The following is a 22947-nucleotide window of genomic DNA, read 5'->3' as shown; positions in this document are numbered from 1 at the left end:
ACTTGCTCGGTGCTTTGGTACTGTCTATGACAGAATAAGCTTCCTAAGAGACGGAGGATGGGAATGAATATCGTTCAAGCTTTCCAGGAGTTTGTAGTTCAAGATGATCATCAAGGCATGATTGATTTGCTGAAAGAATATGAACAATCCAGCAAGTTGTCTGTCAATGAACGAGGCTGGGTCTACTGGAATATTTCTGATGGTTATGCCTTGTTAAGAGAGTCGGAACTGCTTTTTGCGAATCACCGGGAATTCTTCGAATGGGGGAAAGAAAACCTCGCCCCCGAGCAATTACACTGGATCGTTTCGGATTCGACACAAGCGTTATCATTGTCCTTGGGAAACTATTTTGATCATTGGATCGATTGGTACCATTATGCTTGTGATCATGCACCCAAGCTGGATACCAACCGAGGTGTTCGATTCGAGAGCCATCGGGCTTTGGGTGGTTCGCTTTGGGTACTGGAGAGGTACAGTGAAATGGACAGTGTGCTTGAAAATATGAACGAGCTCATACAAGAAGATGAGACATGGTCCAATACTCTTTTTGCCCGAATTACATATAATAAACAGCGTCTGACTAGGCTTTATCATGCTGGGGATGTTGTCGGAGTTCAAGCTCTTTTGAACGAAACGATGGATTCGATTGATGACATCAATGTTGGAGCACTGCCCATTTCAAGAAAAGACGAAGTGGTCGGTAGCTGGGAGGATATTAATGTCTCCAGAAATTCACAGAGAGATATCAACATTGCGTTGAACAATCTGGCCTGTATTTTAACGGATATTGAAAGGTATGAGGAAAGTATGAAATTGTTCATGCAGATACAGGAACGTGATCACCGCATGAATGCATATGGTTCTTCCAAATGGATATATTCGATCTGGAAAACAAGAGGGACTGATGCAGTTAAAAAGGCTTTAGCAGATAATGCAGCTTGTGAAATAGCTGATCTTGTCAAACATACTCCTGAACTATCAGAGATCAAAGGTTTAGCATGAGGTGATTGAAGTGGTAAGAGGTTTGCATAACAATGTGAAAGGAGTGATGTGATATGAGAAAAAAAACGAATATGAGTAGAAGAAATGGATTAGCCGGAGGTGTTTTAGTCTAGCACAGAGGAACCAAGGAAGCTTTCCGAGGGATTCCTCTGTGTAATTTTCACGAGGAGGAATTTCAAACTATGATTCATTTAAAACGTGTCTCGGTAGATAATTGGTATCCATGTACCCAACTGAATGTAACTGAAGAACAGAAAAAAAGTTTCCCCGCGCCGGTTGTATATTGGATTGCTGAATCCAAGGTTGTGACCGATTTTCGACCCATGGCCATCTATGTTGATTCGGATCTGGTTGGTTTTGCTGTGTACTCAGATAAGCCAGATCATGAGGATAACTATTGGCTTCTTGCTCTAATGATAGATACCAAATATCAGGGCAGAGGTTATGGAAGAGAATCGCTTAAGAAGTTGATTGATCTAATGAAAGAATCGCTGAATTGCAAATGCATCATGATTGGACACAGGCCGGAAAATGGTATCGCCGGGAATCTGTATGAATCACTTGGTTTTCAGAGGGTAAGTGAGGGATTGATCGATGGCGAAGTCGTTCGGCTTCTAAGATGCAAGTAGTGCCAAAAAACACGCGATTTGGATTGTAAAGGAGGTAGCTTTTCTTTGAAGCATGTACACATTATTTTCTCATTACTCTTTATCATGTTAGGAATTGTGATTATTACGATCTCGAAAATGATTGAAGAGGTGATTCCCAAGCTAGGGTATGCAGCATTCCAGTCAGCAGCAGCGGGTAGTTATACTCCGAGTGATTATCAAGTGAATTTTGAACTGAATTATTGGATAGGTGCGATATGTATATTGGGTGGAGTTATCTGTATATTAGCTAGAATGAATTGGGTTCAGAACTCCATTCGTGCAATGAATGCAAGAAACAAAGAGTTTGATGAAACTCATCATTAGGATGACACAAGAGAACTGAAATAAGTTATGATATGACATAAAAAAAGAAAGGGCAGATCGATATGATTACATTTCAATACTTTGAAGCAGAAGATTTTGAACAACTGATCGAATGGAGTGGGGATGAAGCATTTCTGCTTCAGTGGGCCGGCCCTCAGTTCCATTATCCCCTTTCCAGAGAGCAGCTATCGGATTATTTGCATGGTGCCAATGATAAGAACACTTCAAATAAGTTCATTTATAAAGTGATGGATGAATCGACTCAGGAGATTGTGGGCCATATTGCTCTTGGCGGTATCGATCGATATAATCGTTCAGGGCGTATCGGTAAGGTGCTTGTTGGCAAGTCATATCAGGGTAAAGGCTATGGGAAGCAAATGATCGATGAAGCACTTCGAATTGGATTTGAAGAGGAGAAGTTACACCGGATCAGTCTGGGCGTATTTGATTTTAATGTCTCAGCTATCCGATGTTATGAAAAAGCGGGCTTTGTACAAGAAGGACTTATTCGTGATGCGAGAAGACATGAAGATACCTTCTGGAATCTTATCGAGATGAGCATATTAGAAAACGAATGGAAAAAATAGCTTTTCAAAAGGGATCATCATACTTGAGAGTCATCTTTCTTGAGAAACACTTCGATGAACGGATGTAATAACTACGTGTACGGAAATTTAAATGGGGATGTCCTCTTGTCATTAGAATGACAGGCGGACATCCCCCTCAATTACTTCCTTCTTGGTTTATTTCAATGATCCCCGTATCAATAAATTCCTTCACAGGCACACCGTCGCTAGCGAGTAACAGGGTCTCCATCATTTTGGTACCCCAGACTCCTTCATTCTGCGAAATAACGGCAGACAATTGACCGTTGAGCAACCCGTTTTCACTGGTTGGGCTGTCACCGAACGCGATTAAATGTCGGTTAAGGCCTTTTGCTTTCCAGATCAGGGTAGAAGCAGAGACAGAAACAAAATCGAGCCCGATAATCGCATTGAAGTGAGGGTGAGCTTGAATCATGTTCTCCATATCGGACATGGCTTGATCTTCATTCCCTTGATGATAACGAACTTCCAAGATTTCGATGTCTGTTTCACTGCGGATATAATCAATGAATCCATTAAGCCGCTGCTGCAAACCTTGCATCTCCTCCAAACCATTCTCGACAAGAATCATGCCTTGATTATGCAGAAGTCTTGTAGTTGTCATCGCGAATTGCTGGCCGGTACGATAGTTATCGGCGCCCACATAAGCGATTCGGTGACTGGATGGAACATCTGACTCAAATGTAATGACCGGAATACCCGCAGCTTGGGCTGCATCAATAACGGGGGTAAGTGCAGCAGCATCCACAGGCGATATAGCGATTCCGTCCACATGCTGTTTGATCATATTCTCCATGATACGGATCTGTTGTTCGGTGTTGGCTTCATCAGGTGCGTTTACAATTAACGTGATATTGTGTTTCCCTGCATACTCCGTTGCATCCTTCGTGATCATCTCATAGGTTGGATACGTCATTGGATAAATAATACCGAAAGTTTTGCTCGCTGCAGATTTCTCTACAGGTGAAGTTGCAGGAAGTGTTGCAGTCATCTGCTGTGGACGAATGTGTGCCGAACCGGATGAAATGATCATCGGGAGCAGAAGGATTAGTGTAAGTAAGAGTGTAAATCTGGCTTTATTCATACATTGGCTCTTTTCTCATATCTGATGGTCTGGCCTGCGATTCCCCGGTTCCTTGAGTGCGGTATTCTCTTGGTGTAAAACCTGTTGTTTTCTTGAATATATTGGAAAAATAGTGAGAATCATTGTAACCGACTTTGTAAGCAATCTCAAAGGTTTTGTTGTTGGTTGTTTTCAGCAGCTCCTTGGCTTTACCTATTCGAATCTGGGTTAGATACTCCGTTATCGTTTGACCAGTTTCTTGACTGAAAATCTTGCTTAAATGACTTGGACTGATTCTGACGTGTGCAGAAATCATCTTCAACGAGACCTGTTCGTTATTGTATTCACGGGATACATAGGCTTTCACCTGATCAATGACATCACTGTATTTTCCGGAGCACGCTGCTCTTCTCTGCCATAACAGGTTAAGCAGGGAACACAGATATTGGGTGCAATCCTCCCAGCACGTAATATTCTGGATCGTCTGCTGCAGGGAAGTAATGTTCTCATCCGAATGGTCACTCATGCGGAACAGCTGATTCGCGAGCCGAAACGACTCCAGCGTAAGATCATTCAACAGATAGAAGCCATACGATGAGGACTTCCAGTCGGAGGACTGTAATGGAGCGGCAAACTCCTGCACAAAATGGTCAAGCTGATTGGGGCTGCCGATTTTGAGAAATTCAAGAAACGAATTCCTGTCGAGAAAAAGAGTCGTTTGCTCATCCAGGTTAATTTCACGTAGAGAGGCTCTGTTCTGAAGGGTGAGCCGGGTAATATATTTATCCTCCTCCGCTTCCAGATACGAGACATGAATTCCTTGCAGACGCTCCTGTTGACTGCCAATGCCCAGAACAATATTACATTTGAACGTATGCTCAAGTTCCATACGAACCCGCCCGCGAAGCTGCTCCAGATATATGGATATGCTGTCATCGGAGTGATACTTGAGCAGAAGCACGAGCTCCGTCCGGCTTCGAATATAAGGAAGAAGTTCAACGTGGGGATCGCGAGTTTCCTCCAGTATGGGAAGCAGCTTCTTCATCAGGGATTCCGGGTCCGGGGAATCATCTGTTAATCGAACGTCGATAATGACAATTGTATAATACCTGGCCGAGAGAGGAAGTGAGAGTTGTTTGGCTGATTCAATCGCATCGGTTGTACCGATGAGTCCTCCGCACAGATCGGCCAGCAGTTTTTCTTTGGTGATCGTCCGGTTTGTCATGCGTTGATGTTCTTCATCCATTTGTTTGCTGACCTTATGAAGCATTTGGATTAGCTCTGCTGCGCTTATGGGCTTTAGACAGTACTCGGTTACGCCAAGTCGGATTGCCTCTTGCGCATAGCTGAATTCATCATGACCGCTCATAATAATGATTTTGATATCAGGTTGCTGATTGCGAACGATGGAGGTCAGTTCCAGTCCGTTCATAAATGGCATTTTGATATCCGTAATCAGAATATCCGGAGCCCATTCATGAATTAAAGGTAACGCAAGCTCGCCGTCGGGTGCATCCCCGCAATAGTGAAAACCTTCCTTTTCCCAATCTATGCAGCTGCGTATATTCTCCCGAATTCCAATTTCGTCATCCACGATCATCACCTTTTTCAACGGTTAACCTCCTTGCTTTTGGGGATACGAATCATAAATGTGCTGCCTTCCATATACGTACTTTCCATTTCAACGCCATAAGCTGGTCCGAAATAGAGCCGAATCCGGTGATGTACATTGAGCAGGCCGAAACCGCCTTCCTGCTCGTCATCTTGTGGTGAACGGGAACCTGCCGGCTTCTCCAGCTCTTCACGTAATTGTGCCAATCGATCCGCAGACATGCCAATTCCGTTGTCTTGTACGGTGAGAATGATGCTATTGTCCTCTACATATCCGTGTATGGATATCAGCCCTTGACCGCGTTTGTTCTTGATCCCATGGTAGAGCGCGTTTTCAATTAGGGGCTGCAGGGTCATTTTCAAAATGGGATAATCCTGAAGCTCACGGTCAACGCGGATCTCGTAGGTGAGAATATCGTGGTACCTCATCTGTTGAATGACCAAGTAACTACGCGCATGTTCAAGCTCGGTTTGAATGGATACCCAGTCGAACCCTTTGTTCAGACTCAAACGAAAGAACTTCGAGAGGGCCTGCACAAGTTTGATTACATTTTCTTTTTTCTCTGCTTCAGCCATCCATAGAATAGATTCCAACGTGTTATAGAGGAAATGAGGGTTGATCTGAGCTTGCAGCGTACGTAGTTCAGCTATTTTTACCTGTTCATTCTCTCGAATGCTCTTTTCGATTAGTGTTTTGAGCTTATCCAGCATCACATTGAAGCTTTTGCCCAGATCAGCAATTTCGTCCGAGCCGTGTAGTGTGACTTTGGCTTCCAAGTAACCGTTTGCAGCTTTACGCATCTTGTTCATCAGAATTCGGATGGGAAGAATCAGTCGATTATTCAGGAAAAAATATAACGATATCGCAAAGAAAGCACTTAACAAAACGGTAATGATGATCAATTGGCGAATGCTATTGGCCTCTGCAATGATTTCCTGATAAGGAGCTACCCCGATCATTTTCCATCCGGTCTGTTCTGAGGTGCTGTATACAACAAACTGGGGCTTGGATCCTGCAGACAAGATAAAGCTGTCGTGCTGTAGATGTAAAGGAACCGATCGGATCTGATCCATCATGCTTATGGATGCCGGGGTGGCATCTGGCCTAAAGAGTGTATTTCCGTGTTGATCACTAATGTAGAAAAAACCGGAATCCTTAATAGGGGTATTTGTCAAAAAATCATCAATGAACGAATCATTCAAATCAATTACGATAAACCCGATGACTTCATGCGTAATTCGCTCTTTGACCGTGGTTATAATTGAAAGCGCATTCTGTTTAGGGTAAGCAAACCCATCCAACCTGTTATATTCGGCATAGGCTGCAGAATGAGGGATGCGCAGAATGGCATCCGGATACTGTATCAGATACTTGAAGTACGGGTTGCGCAGCGGATTCCGTTCCAGCTTGAACACGCCTTTTCGTTCACTTATGCCTTTTCCGTAGAAATTCACGAATGAGATATTAAGTACCTTGTCATACTTGTAGGTTTCCCGATAAAGATTGTATGTCTGAAGGATGGCTTTGGCTTCCGGGTAGGACTCCGATTGAGAATACAGGTATTGAAGCACTTGCGGATTCTTGCCCAGTTCGAGTAGCCGTTCCGTATCCTCAAACAAGATGTCAATGTTCCTGGCAAGCTGGTCGGCAACGAGTTGTGTCGAGGCCTTGTTATGATTGGATACGACCGTATAGGATTTGTGGTAAGAAATCAATCCAACCACGATCAGCGGTACTGAACTGAGGATGATAAACATGCTGAGTAATTTAAGCCTGAGGCTTGAAGCAATCCATTGAATGAGTTTCAACGTATTCCACTCCATCTGAAGGGATCAAAAATGTATCATTAGTATAACATGATTTTCTAATATATAAGAGAATCGCTAAATACTACACAATTAAAAAAAGAAATTACACTTTTTAGATCTCATTTTTTGAAATTACTAAATTATTACATAATTAAAGTATGAGACTCCATATAAGCTTGGAATGTAAGCGTTCTATAATGTGGACACACCACAAGGTGAAATGAAAAAGGGAGGATCACAACATGCGAACCAAAAAAAAGTGGGGACTTGCCATAACATTGGCTATGGTGATGCTGGTCAGCACGGCATGTAGCAGTACCAATGGAGGAGCAGGCTCCGATAATGAAACTTCAACGAGTGGGAATGGTAGTACACCTGCCAGCGCCAAAACAATTACGCTTGGTTTTTCGCAGGTTGGTGCGGAGAGTGGCTGGCGTTCGGCGAATACCAAGTCGATTCAGGATTCAGCCAAAGAAGCGGGTTATGATTTGAAATTCTCCGATGCGCAGCAGAAGCAGGAAAATCAAATTAAAGCTTTGCGATCCTTCATACAACAGAAGGTGACGGTGATTGCTTTTTCCCCTGTTGTAGAATCCGGTTGGGATACCGTATTAAAGGAAGCGAAGGATGCAGGCATTCCCGTGATTTTGACGGACCGTGCTGTGGATTCGCCGGATAAAACCCTCTACAAAACCTTTATTGGCTCCGACTTTGTAGAAGAAGGACGCAAAGCAGGTCAGTGGCTTAGTGACCAATACAAGGACACACAAGACGAAATCAACATTGTTGAGCTGCAGGGTACAACAGGCTCCGCACCAGCGAATGACCGTCAAGAGGGCTTTATGGAATTGATTGCTTCCAATTCGAAGCTTAAAGTGATTGCTTCACAATCGGGTGACTTTACACGTGCCAAAGGCAAAGAAGTCATGCAAGCTTTCCTCAAAGCACATAAAAAAATAGATGTTCTCTATGCACATAATGATGATATGGCGCTTGGTGCAATTCAGGCCATTGAAGCGGCAGGATTGAAACCAGGCGTAGATATTACCATTATTTCTGTTGATGCCGTGAAGGATGGGATGCAGGCTGCTGCTGATGGCAAAATCAACTTTATCGTTGAATGTAATCCGTTGTTAGGACCTCAATTAATGGAAGCGGTTCAATCGGTAGTAGACGGGAAAGACATCGAACCCCGAATCGTTACGGATGAGACGACCTTCACTTCGGAGCAAGCCAAAGAAGCATTGCCAACACGCGAATATTAAAAGCAGATTCGTATAACACCGAAAAGTCATTTTTCGACCAGGCTGTCGCTAAATGACTTTTTTCCATAACAAAGGAGAGGGTTATATGGCCGAGCAAGCACCCATTTTGCAAATGACAGGCATCACCAAACAATTTCCCGGGGTTAAAGCGCTATCCGGCGTCAGCTTTCGTTTGTTTCCGGGCGAGATTCATGCCTTGATGGGTGAGAACGGAGCGGGGAAGTCGACGCTTATTAAAGTTCTGACCGGCGTTTATTCCATTGACGAAGGAACGGTAACCATGGATAACCGTGATCTCTCGATCTCCGGTCCGCTTGAAGCGCAAAAGGCGGGAATCAGTACCGTTTACCAAGAGGTCAATCTCTGTCCGAACTTAACGGTTGCTGAGAATATTTTCATCGGGCGGGAGCCGATGCGATTTGGCAAAATCAATTGGAAACAAATGAACAAAGATGCGGAGAACCTTCTGCGAGACAGATTACATCTGTCCATCGACGTTAAGGCTCCTTTACAGACCTATTCGGTCGCGATGCAACAACTGATTGCAATTGCAAGAGCACTCAGCATCTCGGCAAAAGTGCTCATATTGGATGAACCCACATCCAGTCTGGACAAAAACGAGGTTCAGCAACTGTTTCGTATTATGCACAAATTAAAGAGTGAAGGTCTCGCAATTCTTTTTGTTACTCATTTTCTTGATCAGGTATACGAAATGTCGGATCGTCTAACGGTGCTCCGTAACGGGGAATTGGAAGGAGAGTACATAGCCGCAGAACTTCCACGCATGGAACTGGTGCTCAAGATGATCGGCAAGGAGCTTGAGGTGCTTGAGGAGCTTCCGAAGGAAGCGGATGCTGCTCAGGCGGAGTCGGGAGAACTGTTAGTTACCGCTAAGGCACTTGGACGCAAAGGAGCAATTGAGCCTTTTGATCTGGACATTCGCAAGGGAGAAGTCGTGGGCTTGGCTGGGTTATTGGGGTCTGGTCGTACCGAGATCGCTCGCCTTTTCTTTGGTGCAGATCGTTCAGATGTAGGCAAGCTGCTCGTTGTAGATACAGGAAGTACGGTTAAGTCGCCGCGTCATGCAATTGATCAGAATATTGCTTTTTGCTCCGAGAACCGTAAAACCGAAGGCATAATCGATGATTTGACCATTCGGGAGAACATCATTCTGGCTTTACAAGCGACACGAGGTTGGTCCAAACCAATCTCACGCAAGAAACAGGATGAGATCGCCGAAAAGTACATCAACCTGTTAAATATCCATCCGAAAAACCCGGAGCATTTAATTAAAAATCTGAGCGGCGGTAATCAACAAAAGGTGTTGCTTGCACGGTGGCTGCTGATGAACCCCGATCTGTTGATTCTCGATGAACCTACGCGTGGAATTGATATCGGTGCCAAGACTGAAATACAGAAGCTGGTGCTCTCTCTGTCGAAACAGGGCATGGCCGTGCTGTTCATTTCGTCCGAGCTGGAAGAAGTGATTCGTGTCAGCCACCGGATTGCCGTAATCCGGGACCGCAAAAAAGTGCAAGAACTTAGCGGGGATCAGATCCATCAACAGCAAATCATGAAAGCAATGGCAGGAGGTTAAAGAGATGGCGGGCAAGATGCGTAAACATCATTTGTTTTGGCCGTTATGTATGCTTGGTTTACTTTTAATCTTTAATTTGCTGTACTCTCCGGATTTCTTCTCCCTCGTCATGCGTGAAGGGAATCTGTATGGCAGCTTGATTGATATTCTCAATTTTGGAGCGCCCTTAATTCTGGTATCGATCGGTATGACACTGGTGATTGCGACCGGAGGTATCGATTTGTCCGTGGGCTCCATTGTAGCGATCTCCGGTGCCGTGGCTTGTATGAGCATCAGCAGAGGAGTGGATCAGAATTCGCTCGGGCTTATGTTGGGCGCACTTGGATTATCTATAGGTCTCTCACTGATCTTGGGCATATGGAATGGGGCGCTGGTTTCGGTTGCCCGAATCCAACCCATTATTGCAACGCTTATTCTGATGGTAGCTGGACGTGGGATTGCGCAATTGATTACGAGTGGACAGATTATTACTGTATCCAACGCAAACTATGCCTATATCGGGGCAGGTTCGCTTGCAGCATTGCCTTTTTCCATCTTCATCGTATTAACTGTGCTGCTTGTTGCCTCACTGTTGACGAGAAAAACGGCACTGGGACTGTTTATTGAATCGGTCGGAAGTAACGCAAACGCGAGCCGACTGGCAGGTATTCGTTCAAAAACGGTTATTCTCACGGTATATGTCTTCTGTGGTCTGTGTGCCGGCATTGCCGGGCTTATTCTCAGCTCGAATGTATCCAGTGCGGATGGCAATAACGCAGGTCTGTGGTATGAACTTGATGCCATTCTTGCTGTAGTCATCGGGGGTACTTCGCTCAATGGTGGTCGTTTCTATCTAATGGGTACCGTCGTTGGAGCACTCATTATCCAAACCTTAACAACGACGATCTATATGATTGGAGTCCCGCCAGAAGTTACGTTGGTTGTCAAAGCCTTTGTAGTACTGGCCGTTTGTTTGATTCAATCCGATTCATTCCGCAATTCCATGGTGATCCGTTGGAAAAAACGGAAGTTTCCAGCCGAACAGGGGGTTAACCGCCATGTTTCTTAATCGTAAGTATCTCCCGGTCTTTGTCACCTTCGGTTTGCTGGCCGTGATGTTTGCCATAGGCTCTTTCCGGTACACGGGATTCTTCTCCACACAGGTACTGCTTAATCTTCTCATTGATAACGCATTTCTGATTATCACGGCGATTGGCATGACTTTTGTGATTGTGTCGGGAGGAATCGACCTGTCGGTAGGTTCTGTGATTGCGCTGACGACCATCATTAGTGCAAGTCTGGTCGAGAAGCAAGGGTGGTCGCCTGCGATCGTTATACCTATGGTGCTTGTCATGGGTGCGTTGTTTGGCACAGTCATGGGGGCGATCATCCACTATTTCAAAATCCAGCCCTTCATCGTGACATTGGCAGGCATGTTTTTGGCGCGGGGGCTGTGTTATGTCATCAGTCTCGACACCATTACCATTACGAATCCATTTTACACACAGGTTGCGCAGGCGAAAATTTCCCTGCCAGGGGGCAGCTTTGTCTCCATTAATGTGATTATTGCTCTGGTTATTGTACTGCTCGCGATCTACCTGGCACATTACACCCGGTTTGGGCGCAACGTTTACGCCATCGGCGGAAGCGAGCAATCAGCGCTGCTCATGGGACTGCCGGTTGCACGTACCAAAATCCTGGTGTACACGTTCAGCGGTTTGTGCTCCGCGCTTGCCGGTGTTGTCTTCACCTTCTATATGTTATCCGGTTATGGATTACACGCCATGGGTCTTGAACTCGATACCATCGCGGCTGTTGTAATAGGAGGCACCTTGTTAACAGGTGGTGTAGGGTATGTGGCGGGAACCTTTATTGGTGTATTGATCCAGGGGGCTATCCAAACTATAATTAGCTTCGAAGGCACGCTCAGCTCATGGTGGACCAAGATTGTGATTGGTCTGATGCTGTTTGTTTTTATTTTGTTCCAGCGACTTCTTAGCGGGCGGCGAGTATCCTCGAAATCACTGCATTAAGTTGATCGAATTAAATGATATTGAATACCGATACCGACACAATGATATAACTATATGCGCTCTGCATTGGTGAATGCTGAGCGTAACATGGAGATGGGGGATGCGTGAGTGAGAAGATATGTGAACGGGTTGTGTTTGTTCATTCTACTGCTGCTTGTCGGCTGCACAACCCCTGAGTCTGAAACTGTGCCTCCTCCCATCTCGTCTAACAACTTGGAAACTCTTCCTTCTGTTGAGGAATGGATGGAATCAGCGGTAGCAAGGGATACCTCTACGAAACCGATTGTTTTGGGTTTTTCACAACTGGGCAGAGAGAGTGCCTGGCGTCTGGCAAACTCCACGTCTATTCGGAATGCTGCGGCTGAATCGGGAATCTCCCTTGTAATAAAAAATGCAGAACAGTCTCAGACGAAACAGTTCGAGGCTGTTCGGTCGTTCATCAGGCAAAAGGTGGATGTCATTGCCATTGCACCGGTGGTGGAATCGGGCTGGGATGGTATTCTTCAGGAGGCCAGGGATGCAGGTATACCCGTGATTATCGTAGACCGGTCAGTTGATGTCAAAGACACTTCACTTTTTGTGACAACGATTGGATCGGACTTTTATGAGGAAGGTGTGAAGGCCGGGAAGTACATTCAGGATCGGATGCGAAATCATCCGGGTTTGATACGGATTGCCGAACTGCAAGGCACGAGTGGTTCTACACCCTCTATCCAGCGTGGCGAGGGCTTTAGAAGCATTTTCGACACCAGAGCAGATATCATCTTCTCGCAAAGTGCTCCTGCCGATTTTACGGAGGACAATGGGAAACAAGTGATGAAAGAATTCCTTCAGGTTCCAGAAGACGAACGGCCGCAGGTGCTTTTTGCCCATAATGATGAAATGGCTTTTGGCGCCATACAAGCGATAGAAGAAGTTGGGCTGAAGCCTGGAGAGGACATTATCATTGTCTCGGTGGACGGTTCCCGCAAAGCACTTGAAATTCTGGTCAGCGGGAAAATCAACGCTGTGGTGGAATGTAACCCGCTGCTTGGTCCTCAGCTTATGCAGGCTACAAAAGAAATTATTGCAGGGCGTACACTCCCGAAGCGCATGGTGCCCCCAGAGGACATTTTTACACAGGAGAGTGCTAGACGGGAGATGTACAACAGGCGATTCTAGAATTCGTGAAAAAAATAGAACATTTTGGATAAAATTCAATTTACTTTAAATAAACTTATCGTTTATACTGAACTCACCTTGAACTAAAAGCTCTTCTCTATGAGAAAGGACGTAGTGGATTACATACTTCTGAAAGCGCTTTTTTTCGAGGGGGGAAAGTTCGATAAAGAGAGGGAGTGTAGAAGGTATTATGCTGTGAATATAATATGAGGAGGTAATTTTATGTTCAAAGTAAAGCTAGCAAAGGCGGTAATATCTCTCGCACTTTTCGGTACCTTGTTTTCGATTCCGGCGGTGCCCGATGCTCGTGCTGCAGATGCAAGTTGTCCGAATGGTTATGTAGGTCTGACGTTTGATGATGGCCCATCTGGAAATACAACAAACATGCTTAACGCGTTGAAGCAGGCTGGCTTACGGGCAACGATGTTCAATGTTGGACAAAATGCACAAAATAATCAATCTCTGGTTACTGCACAAGTAGCAGCAGGTATGTGGATTGGCAATCATTCCTATACACATCCGAATATGACTACATTAAACAGTTCTCAGATGTCGTCAGAGATTACTCGGACACAGCAGACGATCCAGTCTATTACCGGAAGTTCACCTAAACTGTTCAGACCTCCTTACGGTGCGACAAATGCGACCTTGAAATCCGTTGTGAGCCAAAACGGTCTGAAGGAAGTACTGTGGAACGTAGATTCCCAAGACTGGAATGGTGCCAGCGCAGCCCAGATTGTAGCAGCTGTGAACACGATGAAAAGTGGTGACGTCATTCTAATGCATGATCAGTATCAGACGACACTTCAGGCCATTCCACAGATTGCACAAAATCTGAAGAATCGTGGCCTTTGCTCCGGCATGATCTCATCAACTACCGGTCGAGCAGTCGCACCCGATAGTAGCACTACGAATCCCCCGAGTAACGGAACAAAAGTGGAAGCTGAGAACATGACCAAAGGTGGACAATACACCGGCAATATCAGTTCTCCTTTCAATGGTGTGGTCCTTTATGCCAACAATGATTTGGTTAAATACACTCAGAATTTTGCAACGAGCACTCATAATTTCTCGCTTCGTGGAGCTTCAAACAATGCCAACATGGCTAGAGTTGATTTGAAGATTGGTGGACAGACAAAGGGAACCTTTTACTTTGGCGGAAGCGCTCCAGCAGTTTATACCCTGAATAATATCAGCCATGGAACGGGAAATCAGGTCATTGAGTTGGTTGTAACAGCCGATGACGGGACATGGGATATATACATCGATTACTTGGAAATACATTAACAAGCTTAGGTTGATTGAAAAATAATGCACTATAATGAAATCCCGTTGGGTTGACCCAATGGGATTTCATCATGTTTTTGGACATTTTGTAACACAAAAGTGGAAGGAAAACATTTATAATGGATGAAATTGTATATGAGAAGAATTTGGTTTGTATTGAAACAATTTATGGAATAGGAGTGGATTGATCAAATGATCATTATGATTAACGGAGCGTTTGGTTCGGGAAAAACTTCTGCAGCAGAAGCACTTCAGCCCTTAATTGCAAACAGCATGATCTACGATCCTGAAGAAATAGGTTATATGCTCAGAAAACTTCTTCCGGAGAATTGTAGAGAGGAAAGGGAACGGACGGATGATTTTCAAGATATCGATCTGTGGAAAATTCTAACCGTAAAGACGGCTAAAGAAGTAAAACTGAAATACAACAAAGACTTAATTATCCCCATGACCATCTATAAAGAGGAAAACTTTAATTACATTTATAACGGGTTGAAAGAGATCGATCAGGACATTTATCATTTTTGCTTAACGGCTACAGAAGAGACGATTTATCATCGTTTGGCTAAACGTGGCGATGAATATGGAGGCTGGCAATATCAACAAGCACCAAAGTGTGTTGAAGCTTTCAAGGATGAACAATTTCAAACCCACATTGTTACGGATCATCTGGAGACTAGTGAAATCATAGAACTTATATTGAAGAAGGTCCTATCCAAATAATGTTTTTAATAGGAGGTTTTTATGATGATGATTGTACATGTACTCTTAAGATCAGAATGGGAAGCCGCGTTGATCAATGGGATTCTAAAATAAAGTCAGAAGTTATATGGGAAGATCTGTATAATGAAGGCAGGGAGTATCCTCATATTTATGGTGAGTTAAATCTAGACGCGGTATTTCATACATATGATTTTGAGCCTAATACAGAAGGGGGATTTTCGCTACCTCCTGATTTAGAGAAAATGCGTTGATGTCGGATTTCTTGGATAGACGCTGGTTTCGTTGAAGAAAATGAGCTGAAGAGGATGAATCGTAATTGACGACAGTGACTTTTGAAGAGGTAACCGAACAGCACCTCCCTGAAATTAGAGAGATTTATAACTATTATGTAATGAATACAACGATTTCGTTTCATACGGAGGAATTAGATCTTGATCAGATTAAATCCTCTGTAATGAACAAGGATACGCGGTATAAAACTTACGTAATTCTTGAAAACGAGCAAATGATGGGCTATGTTCTGATCACCCAATATAAGAGTAAACAGGCATATGACATCTGCGGAGAAGTCACTATATATTTGAAGCCCGATATTTTAGGAAAAGGCTTGGGAAAACAAGCACTGCGTTTTATTGAGAAGATTGCAAAAGAACAAGGATTCCATACCTTAATTGCGACGATTTGTATGGAGAATACAAGAAGTAAATCATTATTTGAGAGAAATGGTTATGAACAATGTGCTTTGTTTAAAGAGATCGGATATAAATTTGATAGAAAACTGGATATTGGAAGTTTCCAAAAGATATTGTAAGGAGAATACAGAATGAGTAAAAACCTATATATTATATCTGGCCCCCCTGGAGTAGGGAAATCTACAACTTCCAAGCTGCTGGTTCAGACTTTAGATAAAAGTGCCTACATTTCTGGAGATGCGGTTAGTCACTTTCCGGTCAAAGGGCGAGGTAAACCCTGGCTTGATGAGGATACACACGACTTAACTTGGAAAAATATATCTAGTCTAGTGAATAACTTATTGGATTATAAATACGATGTCGTTCTGGACTATGTGGCCTTTCCGGAAGACATGGATGGATTAATAACAGAATTGGCAGACTATAAAGTTCACATAATCTATGTTGTATTGATGGTTGATCGTCAAACCATTATTCGTAGAGACCGTCTTAGAGCAGAAGAATATCAAATGAAAGAAAGAAGTATAATTCTGCTAGATGAGTTTGAAAATCATCTGGATTTGAGAGTAGATAACAAGCTGTATACGAATCATTATACAGAAGAACAATTACCTGAAATAGTAAGTGAAATTATAAATAATGAGAAATATCGATTGAAATAATCCGTACCTCGTCACTTTGTATGATTGATTGTAAAAGAGACAGCGAAAAAGCTGTCTCTTTATTCATCTAAACAGGTTTATGTGAAACTTTATACATACCTACCGAAGTTACTCATCTTCGTTTAGGAAAACAAAACCACTGTCAACAAGCCCCTGTAAATACTCGTCAAAGCTGTTTGCAATCACTACGTATTCGTCAGGGTCGTGCAAAAAGCGAACGATTTGACCACGTACACCTTCATCAGTAGGATTAAAATCAATATAAAGTCTGGATGTTCCACCATTGTTCATACAGTCTGAAAAATGAATATATTTCCCTGGAAGAAGCCCCTCAGGATTGATCTTAGAGTCAACGACATCCTCTTCATCTTCGTATTCTAAAAGATAAGAGACGTCTTCTTCATTTTTTGAACTTTCGAGCATTTGTTGGGTAGACAGTAAGTAATATGGATATCTGCCTTCTTCAACATCTGAGCCAAGAATACAAACCGTAATTTCTTTTTCTCCGTACTTCCTCCAATATGTACCATCAATATTTTCAAGTAAACTGATGAGTGATTCTGGACAGTTTGGATATTTTGATCTTAATGTAGTTATATCTTCTTTTGTAGCACCGCTCGCTGTTTTCAGTTCCTCAAGTTCTTCTGGTGATAATGCTGCTCTTAATCCATTTAAAAATTTGTTTACCAAATCCATTATGTTGACCTCCCAATCATAAAATATAAAGCAAATAATACGCAGATAAAGTAAAGGTACTGCGTTGGTGTGAAAAATATTTCCCCTACAATATGTTCTGTATACTAAGATCAGTTTATCATTTTTCTCTAGTTTATTGGCAACTACAAGTATTAACTATCGGTCTGGTGATAAAGGCGCGTGGGATTAACTGCTAAGGTTGGATAGACCCTCCCATATTTTCGTAGTACAATTATGTAAGTAATTGGAATGCTTAGTTTTATAGTAACGATATAGAGGAGCGGAATACATTGTCATTACATATGCTGCACGGCAATTTTAATACATATGATAGGCATTTTATGAGGGTTCTGCTCTATAGCTCATCAACCAGGATGTGAGTGAGTGAAAATCTCTTATAATATTTGAATATTTATGAATACGATTACATCTTATGAAGGAGGGATTTCACTTTGTCTGAGTATTATTGGGATGACCAAATTGAATATCTGAGAAATACGCGGTGGCTATATTATAACGATGATTATCTTGAGTTTTTGGTTCAACGTGTATGGAAGATTGAAAAGTCAGTAGATATTATCGATTATGGATGTGGTTATGGCTATCTCGGGTTGAAGCTGCTTCCTATACTACCCGAAGGATCAACCTATACCGGATTAGACAAGGGTAAGGAATTGATTAAGCAGGCCAATGAGATTTTCTCAAAGACCTCTTATCAAACGACTTTTATTGTGGATGACATTGAAACAGTGCAAGTGAAATGCCAATACGATATTGCTATAAGTCATGCCTTCTTATTACATATGACAGAGCCTATCACCGTTCTTCAGAAGATGATCGACAGTGTAGTAGATGAGGGTAGAATCATATGTTTTGAACCTCATTGGATCGCTAATATGTCAAACTATGAATTACATGGACCTGAACAATCCAAGATTATTCAGCTAGGTATTCTCCAAAAATTGTTCGAGGAGGATGCCAAACAGAGTGGTAAAGATGGAAATATCGGTATGAAGATTCCAATTCTGCTTAGCCAACTTGGCTTGAGAAATGTAGAATGCCGGGTGAGTGACAAAGTTAACTTCTTAGATCAACACATGGCAGATTCGGATAAGGAAAAGCTTTTTCATGCATTAAAAGAAGAAGGGCTGGGACAAGAACGGGATGCCAGACATGAAGTTGTTACTCATTTGATGGAAAGAGGACTGAATTCAGAAGAAGCGAATAGAGAATATGAAGCAGAGAGTGTATTTGCTAGGGAGTTTAATGAGAACTCATGGTTAACCTATGCTCCGAACATGAAAATTACATCAGGAATTGTGACGAGATAGGTGTGTAGTTTCTATTACACATAAGGAGGTACACATGATGATATATAGGAGAAAAAACTATATTATTGCGACTTCTTTTGTAGATGAGTTTAATGCTCTGTTTAATGATATTTTGCTGCCATCCCAATTGAAATACGGATCAAGACTTATTGGGAGATGGCACACACCAATCGATGATGAAACCAGCGAAATTTTTGCGATGTGGGAATACGATACCCTTGAACAATACGAAGAAATTGAGAAAAAGATAAAATCAGATACAGAACACGTAAAGCGAGTTCAAGCCCGTTTTGATCAAATTGGAAGACATCGGTATAACGAAGTATTTCGAGAAGACATTAGGCAAGCATTTTTCACATCGACAGTAGATCGCGAACAAACGATTTTGAAATGAATGAATAGGGAGCTGAGAGAAAGATGGAGACAGAACGACTTATATTTCGGAAATATACCAAAAATGATTTCGATTTACTTTTTGAGATGACACGTGAGCCAAATATGATGAAATTTATAAGACATGGAGGACCTTGGACCAAGGAAGAAACCATGCAAAGCCTGGAAAAGTACATCAACTGGAATAAAGACGATAAGGGGCTGTTCCTCGCATTCAATAAAGAGGATAACAAGTTAATTGGAACCTCTGGACTGATTCCTCAAATCATTGAAGGCAATGATGAGCTTGAAGTTGGTTACTGGGTTATAGAGCAATACTGGGGAATGGGTTACGGATATGAACAAGCAAAAGCATGGAAAAAATATGGCATGGATCACTTGAAACAGAGACGATTAATATCGTTAATTCAACATGGCAATGTGGGTTCTATGAAAGTCGCGCAAAAGAATGGCATGAAACACGAGAAGGACGTAGACATCATTGGGAAAAATGTGGCAGTGTACTCGATTGAGGTGAAGTGAATATGACTCCATTTCCTGAACTAGAAACCAAAAGATTGCTGTTAAGAGAGATTAAACAGAGAGATTCCCAAGACATATTTCAATATTTTTCGTCAGATGAAGTTACAAGATTCTACGATGTAGAAAGTTTTACGAATACGAAACAAGCAGAAGCACTCATACAAAGATGGACTGAACGATTCGAAAATGGTCAGGTCATCCGCTGGGGAATTGCTTTGAAATCGGACAACAGAATTATTGGAACATGCGGATTTCATGGTTGGATGAAACAACATCATAAAGCTGTGATGGGATATGAGTTAGCACCGGAGTTCTGGCGGCAGGGTTACATGACCGAGGTAACTCAGAAAATCGTTGAATATGGATTCAAGAACCTTGAATTAAACAGGATTGAAGCATTTGTAGAACCAGAGAACGCGGGATCAAGAAAGTTGCTTGAGAAAATGGGTTTCAGTGAAGAAGGCATATTGAAAGAACATTATTATTGGAAAAATCGATTTGTTGATAATGTCATCTATGCATTTTTGAAGAAAGAATATGTATGAGAATACGAATTATTGGATCTTGTGGTAGTGGGAAATCAACATTAGCCAAAGAGTTGTCGGATAAATACGGTATTCCTTCCTATGAATTAGACAATCTCATATGGGACAGAAGCGCCGAAAATCTGAGATATCCTGAAAGTGTTAGGGATGAATCCGTTCAATCTATTGTCAGTTCAGAGGCTTGGATCATAGAAGGAGTACAGTGCAAAGATTGGACAATTAAGTCCATCCAGGAAGCAGATTTGATTTTTGTATTAGCTCCAAATGTTTTCATTAGAGATTATCGAATTATAAAGAGGTTTATATTGTCCAGAATGGGACTGCAACCGTGGAATTACAAGCAGTCGTTCACGGACTTATGCAAGATGATTGTGAAATGGAACCATCAATATAATATAGAAGAAGTTATATGTACAATTAACACAAACCGTAAGACTGCAACAATCACGAAGAATAAAAAACAAGTGATACAGTTGATTGAACATCATTTGGAAGTGTTTGTAAGTGAAAGTGAAAAGAACCTTAGAGGTAATCAAAGATTATCGAAAGAGGAGATACAGTGGTGAACATAAAGATACAACCAGTCACACGAGAGAATTGGGAAGAAGCGCTGAATATCTCTTTGTATGAACACCAAGCGTCATTAGTTCCATCCGTTGTTGAGGGGATCGCTTACGCCTATATAAAACCGTGGGATGAAGCATTTGATCCTTACGTACTTGAGATTGATGGGAAGGTATTTGGTTTCTTTTATCTGAGTTATACGCCAGATAGTACAGATAATTATTGGATTGGTGGTTTTCAAATCGATCAATCATATCAAGCTAAAGGAATGGGTAAGCGCGCTATAAGAGCCATTCTAGATTACATCACGAAACAGCATCCGTTATGCAAGGTTATTTCATTAACGATCGTGCGGGATAACGAAATAGCACAGAACTTGTACAGGAGCATGTCCTTCATTAGTGAGAACAGAACCAATTCAGATGATGAAGTGATCTACAGGTTGGAAATAAAATGATAGACTCAACATTTCAGAGGGCAATATATCTTTATTAATCAAGATCGAGGATTGGTTGCGGTATTCACAACGATTATATCCGATGATAGCTTGTTACCACTTCAATGGTTTAACAATTATATATTGAAAGAATAGTTGTTTATGGGAGAGATAACATGAGCCACTGGTTTGATCTAGATGAACTTGATCCAGAGTTAATCAAATTTGCAGTTATGATCGCTAAATACAATAATAAATTCATCATTATAAAAAATAGGAAAAGAGGAGGTTGGGAAATTCTAGGAGGCAACAAAGAAATGGGGGAAACGATTTTATACACGGCGAGTCGAGAACTCTATGAAGAGACAGGAGCAGTACGCTTTGAATTAACACCTTATGGTGTATATGAATGGAATGGGAGCTTTGGTATGGTTTCTTATGCTGAGGTTAAATTGCTGGACAGCTTACCGGAGTCTGAAATCGATGAAATAAAGCTTGTGGATGTATTACCTGAAGGGATGAACTTCGGAGATATGTTTTATCGTTTCTCAGACAGATGGGATGGACTTGAGAACCATAAGCTTAAGAAATACACTATCGAAATAAATCATTTGAATGAGTTACCAGTAATTAAAATAAGCTGATTTAATAATCTTGAAAGAACAATAGCTGTTCCAATGGATATGTCAAAACTAATTGAAGAGAACAAGGAATACACTATTTTGTACGATAAAAGGGTCTTTGATAAATACAGACTTCGATCTATAAAGCCATAGGATCTTAAGAAATAACATGGGCAAGGAGAGATGGCAATGACCATGATAACGTATAGAACGTTGACACTTGATGATGTGAACCAGCTACAGGAAATAGATCGCTCGGAACATATTGATCTCATCTATGAAATGAGAGAGAACCGATTGGTTGAGCTTGAACAAAATCATGAGTGCTCAAACTGGGATGAGATGCTTTTGAAAGAGATTCAACATCGATATGTCTATGAATTAGAACAAGGTGGCATGGCATACGGCGCGTTTGCTGGCGATCAATTAATCGGATTTGGTGTGCTGGCACATCAATATAGAGGAAAAGAACGAAATCAATTACAAGTTGACCTGATGTATGTCTCACGCGGGTACAGAAGACAAGGTATTGGAAAACGTATTCTAAACGAGTTAGGTGAAGAGGCTAAGAAACGTGGCGCACAGTATCTGTATATCTCCTCCACAGAGACGAGATCAGCGGTATCCTTTTATAAAAGTCAGGGCAGTCAGATTGCAAGTGAGATTGATCAAGAACTCTATGACAAAGAGCCGAACGATATACATATGATAAAGGAGCTGGGCACATGACAACGGTTGGGATACTCGGAACCATTCATAATCCAGAACTCAGGGAGCGATATCATTGTTCCCTTTCTCTTTACAAGGATGTGATTACTGAGTTTAAACCAGATCTCATTTGTGGTGAAGTTCATCCACAGAGTTGGTTGAGGTATCTGAAGGACAAACATGATAGAGGATACTGGGGAGAACCAGCCAGTGAGTATTGGGATTTGGTCTTCCCTTTATGCGAGGAGCATAACATCCCATTTGTCCCTATAGATTGGTTTGAATTAGATGTGTGGAATGCATTTGATCCATTCAACGGTTATTCGGGCGTGGAACGCCAAGAACTTGAACAACGGGATGATCATTGGTTTGCAGAGCAAATGGAGACATATCAGTTTGGCGAGATTCCTTTTAATTCAAAGGAGTTCGATCGTGTAACCAGACAAAAGTATGAATGGTTGCATGAGGTAAATCCGAGGACACAGAACTTTCGCTGGGTGGTCCGTAATCAGATTATGATTCAAAGAGTCGAAAATACAATTGAAGCTCATCCAGGAAAACGAATCCTCTGTATCGTTGGAGCCGATCACAATTACATCTTCCAAGAAGAGCTAATGAAAGAACGCGTTGAATTGCTGTATCCGTTACGATAAATGAACCGTTGGT

At 42.3% G+C, this 22947-nt stretch carries 27 protein-coding genes; 23 read left to right on the top strand and 4 right to left on the bottom strand.

Going from position 1 to position 22947, the window contains the following annotated elements:
* The first annotated feature begins 63 nt into the window (after positions 1-63).
* The 4 genes from QVE09_RS06580 (at position 64) to QVE09_RS06565 (ending at position 2563) form a co-directional block, all read left to right on the top strand.
* Positions 64-1002 carry a hypothetical protein gene (locus QVE09_RS06580; RefSeq protein ID WP_315936209.1) on the top strand — a complete coding sequence of 313 codons (939 nt, stop codon included), beginning with the start codon at positions 64-66 and terminating at the stop codon, positions 1000-1002.
* 182 nt (positions 1003-1184) lie between these two features.
* Positions 1185-1631, top strand: a complete 447-nt coding sequence (locus QVE09_RS06575; protein ID WP_315936208.1) for a GNAT family N-acetyltransferase — start codon at positions 1185-1187, stop codon at positions 1629-1631.
* 45 nt (positions 1632-1676) lie between these two features.
* A complete protein-coding gene (locus tag QVE09_RS06570) occupies positions 1677-1976 on the top strand; it encodes a hypothetical protein (RefSeq protein WP_315936207.1) in 300 nt (99 codons plus the stop codon).
* 62 nt (positions 1977-2038) lie between these two features.
* On the top strand, positions 2039-2563 hold the full coding sequence (locus QVE09_RS06565; protein WP_315936206.1) for a GNAT family N-acetyltransferase: 525 nt from the start codon (positions 2039-2041) through the stop codon (positions 2561-2563).
* A gap of 136 nt (positions 2564-2699) precedes the next feature.
* Here QVE09_RS06565 and QVE09_RS06560 read toward each other — a convergent pair whose 3' ends face one another.
* The 3 genes from QVE09_RS06560 to QVE09_RS06550 are packed head-to-tail and all read right to left on the bottom strand — an operon-like array spanning position 2700 to position 7064.
* Positions 2700-3665 carry a sugar ABC transporter substrate-binding protein gene (locus tag QVE09_RS06560; protein ID WP_315936205.1) on the bottom strand — a complete coding sequence of 322 codons (966 nt, stop codon included), beginning with the start codon at positions 3663-3665 and terminating at the stop codon, positions 2700-2702.
* Entirely contained in the window at positions 3658-5247 is a 1590-nt protein-coding gene (locus QVE09_RS06555) for a response regulator (RefSeq protein WP_315936873.1), read from the bottom strand. Before QVE09_RS06555 ends, QVE09_RS06560 begins: the two co-directional genes overlap by 8 nt.
* Positions 5248-5252: 5 nt before the next feature.
* Positions 5253-7064 (bottom strand): cache domain-containing sensor histidine kinase, encoded by a 1812-nt coding sequence (locus QVE09_RS06550; RefSeq protein ID WP_315936204.1) that lies wholly within the window; start codon positions 7062-7064, stop codon positions 5253-5255.
* 242 nt (positions 7065-7306) lie between these two features.
* Here QVE09_RS06550 and QVE09_RS06545 point away from each other — a divergent pair, with 242 nt between their 5' ends.
* The 10 genes from QVE09_RS06545 (at position 7307) to QVE09_RS06505 (ending at position 16463) form a co-directional block, all read left to right on the top strand.
* A complete protein-coding gene (locus tag QVE09_RS06545; protein ID WP_017689009.1) occupies positions 7307-8329 on the top strand; it encodes an ABC transporter substrate-binding protein in 1023 nt (340 codons plus the stop codon).
* 85 nt (positions 8330-8414) lie between these two features.
* Positions 8415-9926, top strand: coding sequence for a sugar ABC transporter ATP-binding protein (locus QVE09_RS06540; RefSeq protein WP_315936203.1), 1512 nt, complete (start codon positions 8415-8417; stop codon positions 9924-9926).
* Between the two features lie 4 nt (positions 9927-9930).
* Complete coding sequence (locus tag QVE09_RS06535) at positions 9931-10974, top strand: ABC transporter permease (RefSeq protein WP_315936202.1); 1044 nt, start codon at positions 9931-9933, stop codon at positions 10972-10974.
* A complete protein-coding gene (gene yjfF / locus QVE09_RS06530) occupies positions 10964-11938 on the top strand; it encodes a galactofuranose ABC transporter, permease protein YjfF (protein ID WP_017689006.1) in 975 nt (324 codons plus the stop codon). Before QVE09_RS06535 ends, yjfF begins: the two co-directional genes overlap by 11 nt.
* Before the next feature lie 108 nt (positions 11939-12046).
* Entirely contained in the window at positions 12047-13099 is a 1053-nt protein-coding gene (locus QVE09_RS06525; RefSeq protein WP_315936201.1) for an ABC transporter substrate-binding protein, read from the top strand.
* Positions 13100-13321: 222 nt separating this feature from the next.
* Positions 13322-14386, top strand: a complete 1065-nt coding sequence (locus QVE09_RS06520) for a polysaccharide deacetylase family protein (protein WP_315936200.1) — start codon at positions 13322-13324, stop codon at positions 14384-14386.
* A gap of 192 nt (positions 14387-14578) precedes the next feature.
* Entirely contained in the window at positions 14579-15109 is a 531-nt protein-coding gene (locus tag QVE09_RS06515) for an AAA family ATPase (protein ID WP_315936199.1), read from the top strand.
* Complete coding sequence (locus tag QVE09_RS31525; protein ID WP_397387013.1) at positions 15109-15360, top strand: DUF952 domain-containing protein; 252 nt, start codon at positions 15109-15111, stop codon at positions 15358-15360. Before QVE09_RS06515 ends, QVE09_RS31525 begins: the two co-directional genes overlap by 1 nt.
* A 74-nt stretch (positions 15361-15434) precedes the next feature.
* A complete protein-coding gene (locus QVE09_RS06510; RefSeq protein ID WP_315936872.1) occupies positions 15435-15920 on the top strand; it encodes a GNAT family N-acetyltransferase in 486 nt (161 codons plus the stop codon).
* Between the two features lie 12 nt (positions 15921-15932).
* Complete coding sequence (locus QVE09_RS06505) at positions 15933-16463, top strand: AAA family ATPase (protein WP_315936198.1); 531 nt, start codon at positions 15933-15935, stop codon at positions 16461-16463.
* Between the two features lie 108 nt (positions 16464-16571).
* Here QVE09_RS06505 and QVE09_RS06500 read toward each other — a convergent pair whose 3' ends face one another.
* Positions 16572-17159 (bottom strand): SMI1/KNR4 family protein, encoded by a 588-nt coding sequence (locus QVE09_RS06500; protein WP_315936197.1) that lies wholly within the window; start codon positions 17157-17159, stop codon positions 16572-16574.
* 452 nt (positions 17160-17611) lie between these two features.
* Here QVE09_RS06500 and QVE09_RS06495 point away from each other — a divergent pair, with 452 nt between their 5' ends.
* From QVE09_RS06495 to QVE09_RS06455, 9 genes are all read left to right on the top strand, one after another.
* Positions 17612-18490, top strand: a complete 879-nt coding sequence (locus tag QVE09_RS06495; RefSeq protein ID WP_315936196.1) for a methyltransferase domain-containing protein — start codon at positions 17612-17614, stop codon at positions 18488-18490.
* A 37-nt stretch (positions 18491-18527) separates the two neighbouring features.
* On the top strand, positions 18528-18884 hold the full coding sequence (locus tag QVE09_RS06490; protein WP_397387025.1) for an NIPSNAP family protein: 357 nt from the start codon (positions 18528-18530) through the stop codon (positions 18882-18884).
* A 23-nt stretch (positions 18885-18907) separates the two neighbouring features.
* Positions 18908-19405: a GNAT family N-acetyltransferase gene (locus QVE09_RS06485; RefSeq protein ID WP_315936194.1), complete on the top strand. Its 498-nt coding sequence runs from the start codon at positions 18908-18910 to the stop codon at positions 19403-19405.
* Between the two features lie 2 nt (positions 19406-19407).
* Complete coding sequence (locus QVE09_RS06480) at positions 19408-19950, top strand: GNAT family N-acetyltransferase (protein ID WP_315936193.1); 543 nt, start codon at positions 19408-19410, stop codon at positions 19948-19950.
* Positions 19947-20516 carry a P-loop NTPase family protein gene (locus tag QVE09_RS06475; RefSeq protein WP_315936192.1) on the top strand — a complete coding sequence of 190 codons (570 nt, stop codon included), beginning with the start codon at positions 19947-19949 and terminating at the stop codon, positions 20514-20516. The genes QVE09_RS06480 and QVE09_RS06475 overlap by 4 nt, the downstream gene beginning before the upstream one ends.
* Positions 20513-20971: a GNAT family N-acetyltransferase gene (locus QVE09_RS06470; RefSeq protein ID WP_315936191.1), complete on the top strand. Its 459-nt coding sequence runs from the start codon at positions 20513-20515 to the stop codon at positions 20969-20971. The genes QVE09_RS06475 and QVE09_RS06470 overlap by 4 nt, the downstream gene beginning before the upstream one ends.
* A 155-nt stretch (positions 20972-21126) precedes the next feature.
* Positions 21127-21594, top strand: a complete 468-nt coding sequence (locus QVE09_RS06465; RefSeq protein WP_315936190.1) for an NUDIX domain-containing protein — start codon at positions 21127-21129, stop codon at positions 21592-21594.
* A gap of 168 nt (positions 21595-21762) precedes the next feature.
* Complete coding sequence (locus QVE09_RS06460; RefSeq protein WP_315936189.1) at positions 21763-22302, top strand: GNAT family N-acetyltransferase; 540 nt, start codon at positions 21763-21765, stop codon at positions 22300-22302.
* Positions 22299-22934 carry a hypothetical protein gene (locus QVE09_RS06455; RefSeq protein ID WP_315936188.1) on the top strand — a complete coding sequence of 212 codons (636 nt, stop codon included), beginning with the start codon at positions 22299-22301 and terminating at the stop codon, positions 22932-22934. The genes QVE09_RS06460 and QVE09_RS06455 overlap by 4 nt, the downstream gene beginning before the upstream one ends.
* Positions 22935-22947: the final 13 nt, after the last annotated feature.

Origin of the sequence: Paenibacillus sp. ClWae2A, from assembly GCF_032452295.1 — a bacterium.
In the GTDB taxonomy this organism is placed as follows: Bacteria; Bacillota; Bacilli; order Paenibacillales; family Paenibacillaceae; genus Paenibacillus.
Note: the sequence above shows the minus strand (reverse complement) of the source record. Positions and strands in the feature narration are given on the sequence as shown.